General features: G+C 66.8%; 23 protein-coding genes. 22 read left to right on the forward strand and 1 reads right to left on the reverse strand.

Going from position 1 to position 13124, the window contains the following annotated elements; translation table 11 throughout:
- The first annotated feature begins 11 nt into the window (after positions 1 to 11).
- The 22 genes from rplC (at position 12) to HPT28_RS12485 (ending at position 11646) form a co-directional block, all read left to right on the forward strand.
- Entirely contained in the window at positions 12 to 656 is a 645-nt protein-coding gene (gene rplC, locus HPT28_RS12380; protein ID WP_219091090.1) for a 50S ribosomal protein L3, read from the forward strand.
- A 5-nt stretch (positions 657 to 661) separates the two neighbouring features.
- Entirely contained in the window at positions 662 to 1336 is a 675-nt protein-coding gene (gene rplD / locus HPT28_RS12385; protein WP_219091091.1) for a 50S ribosomal protein L4, read from the forward strand.
- On the forward strand, positions 1336 to 1677 hold the full coding sequence (gene rplW / locus HPT28_RS12390) for a 50S ribosomal protein L23 (protein WP_219091092.1): 342 nt from the start codon (positions 1336 to 1338) through the stop codon (positions 1675 to 1677). Before rplD ends, rplW begins: the two co-directional genes overlap by 1 nt.
- Before the next feature lie 40 nt (positions 1678 to 1717).
- A complete protein-coding gene (gene rplB, locus HPT28_RS12395) occupies positions 1718 to 2554 on the forward strand; it encodes a 50S ribosomal protein L2 (protein WP_219091093.1) in 837 nt (278 codons plus the stop codon).
- A 12-nt stretch (positions 2555 to 2566) separates the two neighbouring features.
- Entirely contained in the window at positions 2567 to 2848 is a 282-nt protein-coding gene (gene rpsS / locus HPT28_RS12400) for a 30S ribosomal protein S19 (protein WP_143616895.1), read from the forward strand.
- A 43-nt stretch (positions 2849 to 2891) separates the two neighbouring features.
- Positions 2892 to 3239: a 50S ribosomal protein L22 gene (rplV, locus tag HPT28_RS12405; protein WP_219091126.1), complete on the forward strand. Its 348-nt coding sequence runs from the start codon at positions 2892 to 2894 to the stop codon at positions 3237 to 3239.
- A complete protein-coding gene (gene rpsC, locus HPT28_RS12410; protein WP_219091094.1) occupies positions 3239 to 4057 on the forward strand; it encodes a 30S ribosomal protein S3 in 819 nt (272 codons plus the stop codon). The genes rplV and rpsC overlap by 1 nt, the downstream gene beginning before the upstream one ends.
- A gap of 5 nt (positions 4058 to 4062) precedes the next feature.
- Positions 4063 to 4482 carry a 50S ribosomal protein L16 gene (gene rplP / locus HPT28_RS12415; RefSeq protein ID WP_219091095.1) on the forward strand — a complete coding sequence of 140 codons (420 nt, stop codon included), beginning with the start codon at positions 4063 to 4065 and terminating at the stop codon, positions 4480 to 4482.
- Complete coding sequence (gene rpmC, locus HPT28_RS12420) at positions 4482 to 4706, forward strand: 50S ribosomal protein L29 (RefSeq protein ID WP_219091096.1); 225 nt, start codon at positions 4482 to 4484, stop codon at positions 4704 to 4706. The genes rplP and rpmC overlap by 1 nt, the downstream gene beginning before the upstream one ends.
- Positions 4706 to 4990 carry a 30S ribosomal protein S17 gene (rpsQ, locus tag HPT28_RS12425; RefSeq protein ID WP_065963004.1) on the forward strand — a complete coding sequence of 95 codons (285 nt, stop codon included), beginning with the start codon at positions 4706 to 4708 and terminating at the stop codon, positions 4988 to 4990. Before rpmC ends, rpsQ begins: the two co-directional genes overlap by 1 nt.
- Positions 4991 to 5143: 153 nt before the next feature.
- Entirely contained in the window at positions 5144 to 5512 is a 369-nt protein-coding gene (rplN, locus tag HPT28_RS12430) for a 50S ribosomal protein L14 (RefSeq protein ID WP_219091097.1), read from the forward strand.
- A gap of 2 nt (positions 5513 to 5514) precedes the next feature.
- Positions 5515 to 5838 carry a 50S ribosomal protein L24 gene (rplX, locus tag HPT28_RS12435; protein WP_219091098.1) on the forward strand — a complete coding sequence of 108 codons (324 nt, stop codon included), beginning with the start codon at positions 5515 to 5517 and terminating at the stop codon, positions 5836 to 5838.
- On the forward strand, positions 5838 to 6398 hold the full coding sequence (rplE, locus tag HPT28_RS12440; RefSeq protein ID WP_219091099.1) for a 50S ribosomal protein L5: 561 nt from the start codon (positions 5838 to 5840) through the stop codon (positions 6396 to 6398). Before rplX ends, rplE begins: the two co-directional genes overlap by 1 nt.
- A gap of 1 nt (position 6399) precedes the next feature.
- Positions 6400 to 6585 (forward strand): type Z 30S ribosomal protein S14, encoded by a 186-nt coding sequence (locus HPT28_RS12445; protein WP_003948630.1) that lies wholly within the window; start codon positions 6400 to 6402, stop codon positions 6583 to 6585.
- A 236-nt stretch (positions 6586 to 6821) separates the two neighbouring features.
- Positions 6822 to 7220, forward strand: a complete 399-nt coding sequence (rpsH, locus tag HPT28_RS12450) for a 30S ribosomal protein S8 (protein WP_219091100.1) — start codon at positions 6822 to 6824, stop codon at positions 7218 to 7220.
- Between the two features lie 23 nt (positions 7221 to 7243).
- Positions 7244 to 7783 carry a 50S ribosomal protein L6 gene (rplF, locus tag HPT28_RS12455; RefSeq protein WP_219091101.1) on the forward strand — a complete coding sequence of 180 codons (540 nt, stop codon included), beginning with the start codon at positions 7244 to 7246 and terminating at the stop codon, positions 7781 to 7783.
- Between the two features lie 3 nt (positions 7784 to 7786).
- Positions 7787 to 8170: a 50S ribosomal protein L18 gene (gene rplR / locus HPT28_RS12460; protein WP_219091102.1), complete on the forward strand. Its 384-nt coding sequence runs from the start codon at positions 7787 to 7789 to the stop codon at positions 8168 to 8170.
- 43 nt (positions 8171 to 8213) lie between these two features.
- On the forward strand, positions 8214 to 8819 hold the full coding sequence (rpsE, locus tag HPT28_RS12465; protein WP_191209731.1) for a 30S ribosomal protein S5: 606 nt from the start codon (positions 8214 to 8216) through the stop codon (positions 8817 to 8819).
- The gene (rpmD, locus tag HPT28_RS12470; protein ID WP_219091103.1) at positions 8819 to 9001 is read left to right on the forward strand and encodes a 50S ribosomal protein L30; all 183 of its coding nucleotides are present in this window, start codon (positions 8819 to 8821) and stop codon (positions 8999 to 9001) included. Before rpsE ends, rpmD begins: the two co-directional genes overlap by 1 nt.
- A 1-nt stretch (position 9002) precedes the next feature.
- Positions 9003 to 9458 carry a 50S ribosomal protein L15 gene (gene rplO, locus HPT28_RS12475; RefSeq protein WP_219091104.1) on the forward strand — a complete coding sequence of 152 codons (456 nt, stop codon included), beginning with the start codon at positions 9003 to 9005 and terminating at the stop codon, positions 9456 to 9458.
- Positions 9459 to 9676: 218 nt separating this feature from the next.
- Positions 9677 to 10993 (forward strand): preprotein translocase subunit SecY, encoded by a 1317-nt coding sequence (gene secY / locus HPT28_RS12480; protein WP_219091105.1) that lies wholly within the window; start codon positions 9677 to 9679, stop codon positions 10991 to 10993.
- Positions 10993 to 11646, forward strand: a complete 654-nt coding sequence (locus tag HPT28_RS12485; RefSeq protein ID WP_219091106.1) for an adenylate kinase — start codon at positions 10993 to 10995, stop codon at positions 11644 to 11646. Before secY ends, HPT28_RS12485 begins: the two co-directional genes overlap by 1 nt.
- Positions 11647 to 12388: 742 nt before the next feature.
- Here the strand turns inward: HPT28_RS12485 and HPT28_RS12490 are convergent.
- On the reverse strand, positions 12389 to 12760 hold the full coding sequence (locus HPT28_RS12490) for a hypothetical protein (RefSeq protein ID WP_219091107.1): 372 nt from the start codon (positions 12758 to 12760) through the stop codon (positions 12389 to 12391).
- Positions 12761 to 13124 lie beyond the last annotated feature (364 nt).

Genomic DNA, 13124 nt, shown 5'->3' on the forward strand with positions numbered 1-13124 from the left:
GGTGCGGGAAGATGGCTAAGCAGATCAAGGGCCTCCTGGGCGAGAAGCTCGGCATGACCCAGGTCTGGGACGAGAACAACCGTGTCGTCCCGGTGACCGTGGTGAAGGCCGGCCCCTGTGTCGTGACCCAGGTGCGCTCCGATGACCGTGACGGCTACGGCGCCGTCCAGATCGCCTTCGGCGAGATCGACCCGCGCAAGGTGAACAAGCCCCTCAAGGGCCACTTCGCCAAGGCCGACGTGACGCCCCGGCGCCACCTCGTCGAGCTGCGCACCGAGGACGCCTCCGAGTACACCCTGGGCCAGGAGATCACCGCCGAGGTGTTCGAGTCCGGCGTCAAGGTGGACGTGACCGGCAAGTCCAAGGGCAAGGGCACCGCCGGTGTCATGAAGCGCCACGGCTTCCACGGCGGCAAGGCCTCGCACGGTGCGCACCGCGTGCACCGCAAGCCGGGCTCCATCGGTGGCTGCGCCACGCCGGGCCGCGTCTTCAAGGGAATGAAGATGGCGGGCCGCGCGGGCAACGAGCGGGTCACCACCCAGAACCTGACCGTCCACGCCGTTGACGCGGAGAAGGGACTGCTGCTCATCAAGGGCGCCGTCCCCGGTCCGAACGGCGGCCTCGTCCTGGTCCGTACCGCGGCCAAGGGGGCCTGAGGTAGATGAGCACCATTGACATCCTTTCGCCGGCTGGCGACAAGGCCGGGTCCGTCGAGCTCCCCGCGGAGATCTTCGACGCGAAGGTCAGCGTTCCGCTGATCCACCAGGTCGTCGTCGCCCAGCTCGCGGCGGCCCGCCAGGGCACGCACAAGACGAAGACCCGCGGCGAGGTCCGCGGTGGCGGCAAGAAGCCGTACCGCCAGAAGGGCACCGGCCGGGCGCGTCAGGGCTCGACCCGCGCCCCGCAGTTCGCGGGCGGTGGCGTCGTGCACGGTCCCGTGCCGCGTGACTACTCGCAGCGGACCCCCAAGAAGATGAAGGCCGCCGCCCTGCGTGGCGCCCTCTCCGACCGGGCCCGCCACAACCGCGTCCACGTCGTCACCGGCGTGGTCGAGGGCGAGGTGTCCACCAAGGCCGCCAAGACCCTGTTCGGCAAGATCAGCGAGCGCAAGAACGTGCTCCTGGTCGTCGACCGGGCCGACGAGGCCGCGTGGCTGTCCGCCCGCAACCTGCCCCAGGTCCACATCCTGGAGCCGGGCCAGCTGAACACGTACGACGTGCTCGTCTCCGACGACGTGGTCTTCACCAAGGCCGCCTACGACGCCTTCGTCGCCGGGCCCGCCAAGGCCGCCAAGGCCGTCGCCTCCGAGGCTGAGCTCGAAGGGAGCGAAGCCTGATGAGCGAGGCAACCGCCACCGCGGCCACCGCGGTCACCAGCTCCACGTTCACGGACCCCCGTGACGTGCTGCTGAAGCCCGTGGTCTCGGAGAAGAGCTACGCGCTGCTGGACGAGAACAAGTACACGTTCATCGTCGACCCGCGCGCCAACAAGACCCAGATCAAGCAGGCCGTCGAGGCGGTCTTCTCGGTCAAGGTCACCGGGGTCAACACGATCAACCGGCAGGGCAAGCGCAAGCGCACCCGCACCGGTTACGGCAAGCGCGCCAACACCAAGCGCGCCATCGTGACCCTCGCCGAGGGCGACCGTATCGACATCTTCGGCGGCCCGGTCTCCTAACGGAGACAGGAGCCGTCCGATATCGGACGAGGACTGAGAAATGGGTATCCGCAAGTACAAGCCGACGACTCCTGGCCGTCGTGGCGCCAGCGTCGCCGACTTCGTCGAGGTCACGCGGTCCACGCCGGAGAAGTCGCTGGTCCGCCCGCTGCACAGCAAGGGCGGCCGTAACAACGCCGGTCGTGTGACCGTCCGCCACCAGGGCGGTGGCCACAAGCGCGCCTACCGCGTGATCGACTTCCGTCGTCACGACAAGGACGGCGTGCCGGCCAAGGTCGCGCACATCGAGTACGACCCCAACCGCACGGCGCGTATCGCGCTCCTGCACTACGCCGACGGCGAGAAGCGCTACATCCTCGCGCCGCGCGGCATCCAGCAGGGCGACCGGGTCGAGAACGGCCCCGGGGCCGACATCAAGCCGGGCAACAACCTGCCGCTGCGCAACATCCCGGTCGGTACGACCATCCACGCCATCGAGCTGCGGCCGGGCGGCGGTGCGAAGTTCGCCCGCTCCGCCGGTGCCGCCGTGCAGCTCCTCGCGCGTGAGGGCTCCATGGCCCACCTGCGCATGCCGTCCGGTGAGATCCGCCTGGTCGACGTCCGCTGCCGCGCCACCGTCGGCGAGGTCGGCAACGCCGAGCAGTCGAACATCAACTGGGGCAAGGCGGGCCGCAAGCGCTGGCTGGGCGTTCGCCCGACCGTCCGCGGCGTCGTGATGAACCCGATCGACCACCCGCACGGTGGTGGTGAGGGCCGGACCTCCGGTGGTCGGCACCCGGTGTCGCCCTGGGGTCAGAAGGAAGGACGTACTCGCTCGCCGAAGAAGGCCAGCAACAAGTACATCGTCCGCCGCCGCAAGACGAACAAGAAGCGCTAGGAGCGGGTTTAGATGCCGCGCAGTCTCAAGAAGGGGCCCTTCGTCGACGACCACCTGAGCAAGAAGGTGGACGCACAGAACGAAGCCGGCACCAAGAACGTCATCAAGACCTGGTCCCGCCGCTCCATGATCGTCCCGGCCATGCTCGGCCACACGATCGCGGTGCACGACGGCCGCAAGCACGTCCCGGTGTTCGTCACCGAGTCGATGGTCGGCCACAAGCTCGGCGAGTTCGCGCCGACCCGCACCTTCCGCGGCCACGTGAAGGACGACCGCAAGTCGCGTCGTCGCTGATCGGCTGGGTGCATCGACTATGACTGACACCGAAGGGACAACCATGGAAGCCAGGGCCCAGGCGCGCTACGTGCGTGTCACGCCCATGAAGGCCCGCCGGGTGGTGGACCTTGTCCGTGGCATGGATGCCACGGAGGCTCAGGCGGTCCTGCGTTTCACCCCGCAGGCCGCGAGCGTGCCGGTGGGCAAGGTGCTGGACAGCGCCATCGCCAACGCCGCGCACAACTACGACCACACCGACGTGACCACCTTGTTCGTCAAGGAGGCCTACGTCGACGAGGGCCCGACCCTGAAGCGTTTCCGTCCGCGCGCCCAGGGCCGCGCCTACCGGATTCGCAAGCGGACCAGCCACATCACGGTGGTCGTCGGCACCAAGGAAGGAACCCGGTAATGGGCCAGAAGGTTAACCCGCACGGGTTCCGGCTCGGCATCACCACCGACTTCAAGTCCCGGTGGTACGCCGACAAGCTGTACAAGGACTACATCAAGGAAGACGTCGAGATCCGCCGCCTGCTCACGCAGGGCATGGAGCGGGCCGGCATCTCCAAGGTGGAGATCGAGCGCACCCGCGACCGCGTCCGGGTCGACGTCCACACCGCTCGTCCGGGCATCGTCATCGGCCGCCGCGGCGCCGAGGCGGAGCGCATCCGCGGCCGGCTCGAGAAGCTGACCGGCAAGCAGATCCAGTTCAACATCCTCGAGGTGAAGAACCCGGAGCTGGACGCGCAGCTCGTCGCGCAGGCCGTCGCCGAGCAGCTGTCCTCCCGCGTCTCCTTCCGTCGCGCCATGCGCAAGAGCATGCAGTCGACGATGAAGGCCGGCGCCAAGGGCATCAAGATCCAGTGCGGTGGCCGTCTCGGCGGTGCCGAGATGTCCCGCTCGGAGTTCTACCGCGAGGGCCGCGTGCCCCTGCACACGCTCCGCGCGAATGTCGACTACGGCTTCTTCGAGGCCAAGACCACCTTCGGCCGCATCGGCGTCAAGGTGTGGATCTACAAGGGCGACGTGAAGAACATCGCCGAGGTCCGCGCCGAGAACGCCGCCGCGCGCGCCGGCAACCGTCCCTCCCGCGGTGGCAGCGACCGTCCGCGCCGGGGCGGCGGCGAGCGCCGTGGCCGCAAGCCGCAGCAGCAGCAGGCTCCCGCCGAGGCCCCCAAGGCCGAGGCCGCTGCCGCCGCTCCGGCTGAGAGCACCGGACAGGAGGCCTGACCGCCATGCTGATCCCCCGTAGGGTCAAGCACCGCAAGCAGCACCACCCGAAGCGGAACGGTATGGCCAAGGGCGGTACCGAGGTCGCGTTCGGCGAGTACGGCATCCAGGCCGTCACCCCCGCGTATGTGACGAACCGGCAGATCGAGGCAGCTCGTATCGCCATGACCCGTCACATCAAGCGTGGCGGCAAGGTCTGGATCAACATCTACCCGGACCGCCCGCTGACCAAGAAGCCGGCCGAGACCCGCATGGGTTCCGGTAAGGGTTCGCCGGAGTGGTGGGTCGCGAACGTCAAGCCCGGCCGGGTGATGTTCGAGCTGTCCTACCCGAACGAGAAGATTGCTCGTGAGGCGCTCCTCCGCGCTGCTCACAAGCTTCCGATGAAGTGCCGGATCGTGCGGCGCGAGGCAGGTGAGGCGTGATGTCGGCCGGTACCAAGGCCAGCGAGCTGCGTGAGCTGAACAACGAGGAACTCGTTGCGAAGCTGCGCGAGGCCAAGGAGGAGCTTTTCAACCTCCGTTTCCAGGCGGCGACCGGTCAGCTGGAGAACAACAGCCGACTGAAGGTCATCCGCAAGGACATCGCCCGGATCTACACCCTGATGCGGGAGCGCGAGCTCGGCATCGAGACGGTGGAGAGCGCCTGATGAGCGAGACGAATGTGACTGAAACGAACGAGCAGCGCGGCTTCCGCAAGACCCGTGAGGGTCTGGTCGTCAGCGACAAGATGGACAAGACCGTCGTCGTCGCCGTCGAGGACCGCGTCAAGCACGCGCTGTACGGCAAGGTCATCCGCCGTACCAACAAGCTCAAGGCGCACGACGAGCAGAACGCCGCGGGTGTCGGCGACCGCGTCCTCCTCATGGAGACCCGGCCGCTGTCCGCGACGAAGCGCTGGCGCGTCGTCGAGATCCTCGAGAAGGCCAAGTAACCGGCGGGGGCCTGGCCCCCGTCACGCCCCCGCTGGGGGCTCCGCCCCCGGGCCGCACGGTCCGGGCGGCGGGCGCCCGGCATCAGTTCCGCCAGGCTCGGTGGGCCGCCCGAGGGCGCCCACCGGGAACCGGCAGACGATCAGGAGATAGACGTGATCCAGCAGGAGTCGCGACTGCGTGTCGCCGACAACACGGGTGCGAAGGAGATTCTTTGCATCCGTGTGCTCGGCGGCTCGGGTCGCCGCTACGCGGGTATCGGCGACGTCGTCGTCGCCACCGTCAAGGACGCGATCCCCGGTGGCAACGTGAAGAAGGGTGACGTCGTCAAGGCCGTCATCGTGCGCACCGTCAAGGAGCGCCGACGTCCCGACGGCTCGTACATCCGCTTCGACGAGAACGCCGCTGTCATCCTCAAGGGTGACGGCGACCCCCGCGGCACCCGAATCTTCGGTCCGGTGGGCCGTGAACTGCGCGAGAAGAAGTTCATGAAGATCATCTCGCTCGCGCCGGAGGTGCTGTGAGCATGAAGATCAAGAAGGGCGACCTGGTCCAGGTCATCACCGGTAAGGACAAGGGCAAGCAGGGCAAGGTCATTCAGGCCTACCCCCGCGAGGACCGCGTCCTGGTCGAGGGTGTCAACCGGGTCAAGAAGCACACCAAGGCCGGCCAGACCGCTCGCGGTTCGAAGACCGGCGGCATCGTGACGACCGAGGCCCCCATCCACGTGAGCAACGTTCAGCTCGTGGTGGAGAAGGACGGCAACAAGGTCGTGACGCGCGTCGGATACCGCTTCGACGAGGACGGCAACAAGATCCGCGTTGCCAAGCGGACCGGTGAGGACATCTGATGACGACCACCACCAACGCCCCGCGCCTCAAGCAGCGCTACCGCGAGGAGATCCAGGGCAAGCTGCGTGAGGAGTTCTCCTACGAGAACGTCATGCAGATCCCGGGTCTCACCAAGATCGTGGTCAACATGGGTGTGGGCGACGCCGCCCGCGACTCCAAGCTGATCGAGGGCGCCATCCGCGACCTCGCCACGATCACCGGCCAGAAGCCGGCCGTGACCAAGGCCCGCAAGTCCATCGCGCAGTTCAAGCTGCGCGAGGGCCAGCCGATCGGTGCGCACTCGACGCTGCGCGGCGACCGGATGTGGGAGTTCCTCGACCGCCTGCTGTCGCTCGCGCTGCCGCGCATCCGCGACTTCCGCGGTCTGTCCCCGAAGCAGTTCGACGGGCGCGGGAACTACACCTTCGGTCTCACCGAGCAGGTCATGTTCCACGAGATCGATCAGGACAAGATCGACCGGGTCCGGGGCATGGACATCACCGTGGTCACCACGGCGACCAACGACGAAGAGGGCCGCGCCCTGCTGCGTCACCTCGGCTTCCCGTTCAAGGAGAACTGACATGGCGAAGAAGGCTCTGATCGCCAAGGCCGCCCGCAAGCCGAAGTTCGGTGTGCGCGGTTACACCCGCTGCCAGCGCTGCGGCCGTCCGCACTCCGTCTACCGCAAGTTCGGCCTGTGCCGTGTGTGCCTTCGCGAGATGGCCCACCGCGGCGAGCTGCCGGGCGTGACCAAGAGCTCCTGGTAATCCCGCACCCGCGGGTTGACCAGGACTCTCGGTAAGCATCCTGGACGGCGGGTGCCCGGCCCCCATGGCTTAGGCTGGTGGGGTTGGGCGTCCGCCGCCCACGACCGTCCGCGGGTCCAGCCCGCGATAGACGCTTACTACGCCGTAGGTCCCCGCGCCACACCTGCCCCGCCACCGAGTGGGGAGAAGGACGGCGCAGACAGGAAACCCCGGCGAGAGAGGCCGAAGGCCATCACATGACCATGACCGATCCGATCGCAGACATGCTGACACGTCTGCGGAACGCGAACTCGGCGTACCACGACACCGTCGAGATGCCGCACAGCAAGATCAAGTCGCACATCGCGGAAATCCTCCAGCAGGAGGGCTACATCACCGGCTGGAAGGTCGAGGAGGCCCCCGTGGGCAAGAACCTCGTCCTGGAGCTGAAGTTCGGCCCGAACCGCGAGCGCTCGATCGCCGGCATCAAGCGGATTTCGAAGCCGGGTCTTCGGGTCTACGCAAAGTCCACCAACCTGCCGAAGGTGCTCGGCGGCCTGGGCGTGGCGATCATCTCCACGTCGCACGGGCTCCTCACCGACAAGCAGGCCGGCAAGAAGGGTGTGGGCGGGGAAGTCCTCGCCTACGTCTGGTAACGGAAGGGAACGGAGGAAAAGCCATGTCGCGAATCGGCAAGCTCCCCATCACGGTTCCCGCCGGTGTGGACGTCACCATCGATGGCCGGACGGTCAACGTGAAGGGCCCCAAGGGCGCCCTCTCGCACACCGTCGCCGCGCCCATCGAGGTCGCCAAGGGTGAGGACGGCGCCATCGTCGTGACCCGCCCGAACGACGAGAGCCGGAACAAGGCCCTGCACGGCCTGTCCCGCACGCTGGTGGCGAACATGATCACTGGCGTGACCCAGGGCTACGTCAAGAAGCTCGAGATCAGCGGTGTCGGTTACCGCGTCCAGGCGAAGGGCTCCAACCTGGAGTTCTCGCTCGGGTTCAGCCACCCCGTGCTGGTCGAGGCCCCCGACGGCATCACCTTCAAGGTCGAGGCCCCGACCCGCTTCTCGGTCGAGGGCATCGACAAGCAGAAGGTGGGCGAGGTCGCGGCCAACATCCGCAAGCTGCGCAAGCCCGACCCGTACAAGGCCAAGGGCGTCAAGTACGAGGGCGAAGTCATCCGCCGCAAGGTCGGAAAGGCTGGTAAGTAAGCCATGGCATTCGGCGTGAAGATCGCCAAGGGCGACGCCTACAAGCGCGCCGCCATCAAGCGGCGTCACATCCGCGTCCGGAAGAAGGTCTCCGGCACCGCCGAGCGTCCGCGTCTGGTCGTGACGCGTTCCAACCGGCACATGGTGGCGCAGGTCATCGACGACATCCAGGGCCACACGCTGGCCTCGGCCTCGTCCATGGACAGCTCCATCCGCGGCGTCGAGGGCGACAAGAGCGCCCAGGCGAAGCAGGTTGGCGCCCTCGTGGCCGAGCGGGCCAAGGCCGCCGGTGTCGAGGCCGTCGTCTTCGACCGCGGTGGCAACAAGTACGCCGGGCGCATCGCCGCCCTGGCCGACGCCGCCCGCGAGGCCGGGCTCAGGTTCTGAGCCGGTCCCCACGCACAGCGGATCAACGAGAGAGGTAATTCCAATGGCTGGACCCCAGCGCCGCGGTGGCGGCGCCGGTGGCGGCGAGCGGCGGGACCGTAAGGACCGGCGGGACGGTGGCGCTGCCGCCGACAAGACCGCGTACGTCGAGCGCGTCGTCGCGATCAACCGCGTCGCCAAGGTTGTGAAGGGTGGTCGTCGCTTCAGCTTCACCGCGCTGGTCGTGGTGGGCGACGGTGACGGCACCGTGGGTGTCGGATACGGCAAGGCCAAGGAGGTGCCGGCCGCCATCGCCAAGGGCGTTGAGGAGGCCAAGAAGCACTTCTTCAAGGTCCCCCGCATCCAGGGCACCATCCCGCACCCGATCCAGGGTGAGGAGGCCGCGGGTGTCGTGCTGCTCAAGCCGGCTTCGCCCGGTACCGGTGTGATCGCCGGTGGCCCGGTGCGCGCCGTGCTGGAGTGCGCGGGCATCCACGACGTGCTGAGCAAGTCGCTCGGCTCGTCGAACCCGATCAACATCGTGCACGCCACGGTGGCAGCTCTGCGGGGCCTCCAGCGCCCCGAGGAGATCGCCGCTCGCCGTGGCCTGCCGCTCGAGGACGTCGCGCCCGCCGCCCTGCTGCGGGCCCGTGCCGGGGTGAGCGCGTGATGGCTCAGCTCAAGATCACCCAGACCCGTTCCGTGATCGGCACGAAGCAGAACCACCGTGACACGCTGCGGACCCTCGGTCTCAAGCGCGTCAACGACGTGGTCGTCAAGGCGGACCGCCCCGAGGTGCGCGGCATGGTGCACACCGTGCGTCACCTCGTGACGGTCGAGGAGGTCGACTGAGATGGCGGAAGAGAAGCCGCTGAAGGTCCACAACCTCCGTCCGGCCCCGGGCGCCAAGACCACCAAGACCCGCGTCGGTCGTGGTGAGGCGTCGAAGGGTAAGACGGCTGGTCGTGGCACCAAGGGCACCAAGGCCCGTTACCAGGTTCCCGAGCGTTTCGAGGGTGGGCAGATGCCGCTGCACATGCGGCTGCCCAAGCTCAAGGGCTTCAAGAACCCGTTCCGCACCGAGTACCAGGTCGTCAACCTGGACAAGCTCGCCGCCCTCTACCCCGAGGGTGGCGAGGTCACCGTGGCCGACCTGGTCGCCAAGGGTGCCGTGCGCAAGAACAACCTCGTCAAGGTGCTCGGCACCGGCGAGATCTCCGTGGCGCTGACGGTGACCGTGGACAAGGTCTCCGGCTCCGCCAAGGAGAAGATCACCGCCGCCGGCGGCACCGTCACCGAGCTCGTCTGAGCATGATGACGTAACACCAACCGGGGATGCCCACCAACGGGCATCCCCGGTTGGTCGTTCGGTCGTTCCGTGGGCGGGCTTCTCGCCGGTAAGGTGAGCGGCACTGCCCGCTGGACGCAGCCACCCGTTGCAACCGGGCGCAGTAACACCGTCGTATCCGTCAATACCCAGACCGTCACCTCTCGCGCAGCACAGCGCGGGAGCCCGCAGGAGGTACCGTGCTCAGCGCGTTCACCCGGGCTTTCAAGACGCCCGACCTGCGCAAGAAGCTGCTGTTCACGCTGGGCATCGTGGTGCTCTACCGGCTGGGGGCACAGATCCCCGTCCCCGGGATCAGCTATCAGAACGTCCAGATCTGTCTGGACAACCGGGAGAGCGGCGACGCCGGTCTGCTCGGCCTGGTGAACATGTTCAGCGGTGGCGCACTGTTGCAGGTGACCATCTTCGCCCTCGGGATCATGCCCTACATCACGGCGAGCATCATCCTGCAGTTGCTCGTCGTCGTGATCCCGCGCCTGGAGGCCCTGAAGAAGGAAGGCCAGGCCGGGCAGGCGAAGATCACCCAGTACACCCGCTATCTGACCGTCGCGCTGGCGGTGCTGCAGGCTACCGGTCTGGTGGCGACGGCGCGCAGCGGCACCCTCTTCCAGGGCTGCCCCGTGGGCGACCAGATCGTCCCGGACGACTCGGTGTTCGTGACCATGACCATGGTCATCACCATGACGGCCGGTACGGCGCTCATCATGTGGCTCGGTGAGCTCGTCACCGACCGCGGCATCGGCAACGGCATGTCGATCCTCATGTTCGTCTCCATCGCGGCCGGCTTCCCCGGCGCGCTGTGGGCCATCAAGGCGCAGGGCGAGCTGGCCGACGGCTGGATCGAGTTCGGCGCCGTGATCGTGATGGGCCTGGCCATGGTCGGCTTGGTCGTCTTCGTCGAGCAGGCACAGCGGCGTATCCCGGTGCAGTACGCGAAGCGGATGATCGGCCGCCGTTCGTACGGCGGAACGTCCACGTACATCCCTTTGAAGGTGAACCAGGCAGGTGTGATTCCTGTCATCTTCGCTTCGTCGCTGCTCTACATTCCCGCCTTGATCGTTCAGTTCAGCGGGTCCACGGCGGGCTGGGCAGACTGGATTCGGCAGAATTTCCAGAGCCAGAATGCCCCGATTTACGTCCTTACGTACTTTGTGCTCATCGTCTTCTTCGCCTTCTTCTACGTCGCGATCTCCTTCAACCCCGAAGAAGTTGCAGACAACATGAAGAAGTATGGTGGCTTCATCCCGGGTATCCGGGCCGGTCGCCCCACGGCGGAGTATCTGAGCTACGTGCTGAACCGCATCACGTGGCCCGGGTCGATCTACCTCGGTTTGATCGCCCTGGTGCCCACGGTCGCGCTGATCGCCTTCAACGCGGAGGGTGAGTTCCCGTTCGGCGGTACCAGCATCCTCATCATCGTGGGTGTCGGCCTGGAGACCGTGAAGCAGATCGAGAGCCAGCTCCAGCAGCGCAACTACGAAGGGTTCCTCCGCTAATGCGTATCGTCCTCGTCGGGCCGCCTGGTGCGGGCAAGGGCACGCAGGCCGCGTTGCTCGCCAAGAATCTCGGCATCCCCCACATCTCCACCGGCGACCTGTTCCGCGCCAACATCAGCCAGGGCACGGAACTGGGTCGTCGCGCGCAGGAGTACATGCGCGCGGGGGAGCTGGTGCCGGACGAGGTCACCGTAAACATGGCCAAGGACCGGATGGAGCAGGAAGACGCCGCCGGCGGCTTCCTCCTCGACGGCTTCCCGCGCAACCTCGCGCAGGCCGAGGCGCTGGACGGCATCCTGCGGGACGCCGAGCTGGCCCTGGACGCGGTGCTGGACCTCGAGGTCCCCGAGGACGAGGTCGTCCGGCGCATCGCCGGCCGCCGCATGTGCCGCAACGACAGCAGCCACATCTTCCACGTCGACTACACGCCCCCGAAGGAGACGGGTGTGTGCGACGTGTGCGGTGGCGAGCTGTACCAGCGCGACGACGACCGCGAGGACACCGTGCGCAAGCGGCTGGAGGTCTACCACAGTGAGACCGAGCCGATCATCGACTACTACAAGGCGCAGGGGCTCGTGACCACGCTCTCCGCGCTGGGGGCTGTCGCCGACGTCACGCAGCGCGCGATGTCGGCACTGCCGGCGAAGGCGTAACCCCCGCTTCGTCTTCCGCGAAGGCCGCCACCCCGGACCGGGGCGGCGGCCTTCGCCGTCTGTCGTCAGCCGGGCACGGGTCAGGGAGTGGACGAAGGGTTCGCGGTACGGCGTAGGCCAAGCGCTCGAGTGCCGTGCGCGGCCGGTGGCCGGGGCCGCAGCCGCAGGTCCGGAAGCGAACGCCCGCGTCCAGGAGGACCGACATCACTCGCCAGCCCTCGTTGTTCCGGCGGCGCCGCGTGGCGAATGCCTTCCCGACGTCGTCCAGCGGCTCGTCGCACCGGGGCATTCGCGATCAGTTCGTGAAGCGGGCGGGGCGGTAGCTGAGCCGGGGCAGCAGCTCTTGTGGAAGCGGATGTCGGCGTGAGGAGCACTGAGTCGACAGGCTGCCCGCGTCCGCCGCGTCGATGGAGCGAACATCGAGCTGACATGGATCAGCGGCATCGACATGGATGGGCCGCATGAGGTGATATCAAACACACTTCTCGTCGTGGAGAGTCGTCACTGGTCAGGTTCGGTAGCCGCAACCATTTGCCGACGGAAGTGCCGTGAAATGAGTGCGACCCGCCGGGCACTCCGGCGGGTCGCACAAGAATTAGCATCAGGAAGTCAGGTTGCAGAACTCAGAATTCCCAACCTGTCGATGGCGGCTTAAGCGGCGGGTTCGCTCTGAATCGGCTCGCGTTAAATCCGCAAGCTGTCGAATTCGCAGAGTCTTCCGAAGTCGCTTATGCGCTCACCTCTACTCCTCGAAGGGGCGAGAAACAACGCACGGGCCGCCACCGTTCCAGCAGAGTACAATGTCGTGGGCCTGTCGGTTAATGTCGACGCCCTTCTTGTCGCAGCCAGCATCGCCACCATCATCAATGGTGGCGAGCGTGATTATGCGGCCATCCAGCATCAGCCGCCGCACGTAGCCTGTGACGCCATGGCCGTCTGCTTTCGTGTCACAGACCGTGAATACATCCCCGTCGTCGATGTACTGCATGTAGCCACGGTCGTACGGCAAGGAGATGCGGAAGTTGGCGGCCAGCGCCGGGGTCGCCGTGAATAGAAGCATCGTGGCGGTGGCAGCACTCACTAGACCTACGCGTGCATACTTGGAATTGATCATTTATTGCCTCCTCGTTCATGGGGCTGCAAGTCACTCTGTCAAGCCAAGCGGGTGCCCTATGGCCTTGAAGATTTCGGGGCGATCTGAGGAGACGCTAGATGGTGCAGTTGATCACGTCAAAGGTGGTGCGCGCGCAAAGGTTCAATTTGAGCCATGTGTGCACGAGGCGGTGATGTTCGCTCGGAGCCTGTGCGCCGCAATGTTTCAATGTGCCAGGAGCCGCATCTCTGTTGGTGAATCCAGTAGGAAGTTCACTACTTCAAAGCGACCCTTCAGGTCGGTTCCGCGCCCTCCGCTCCGCCAAGAACGGGTTTGGTGGAAGGTGAGCGAACGCCAGAAGCCCAGGTGGGAGATCACATCGGAT

Origin of the sequence: Streptomyces sp. JJ38 (genome assembly GCF_019303475.1) — a bacterium.
Lineage (GTDB): Bacteria > Actinomycetota > Actinomycetes > Streptomycetales > Streptomycetaceae > Streptomyces.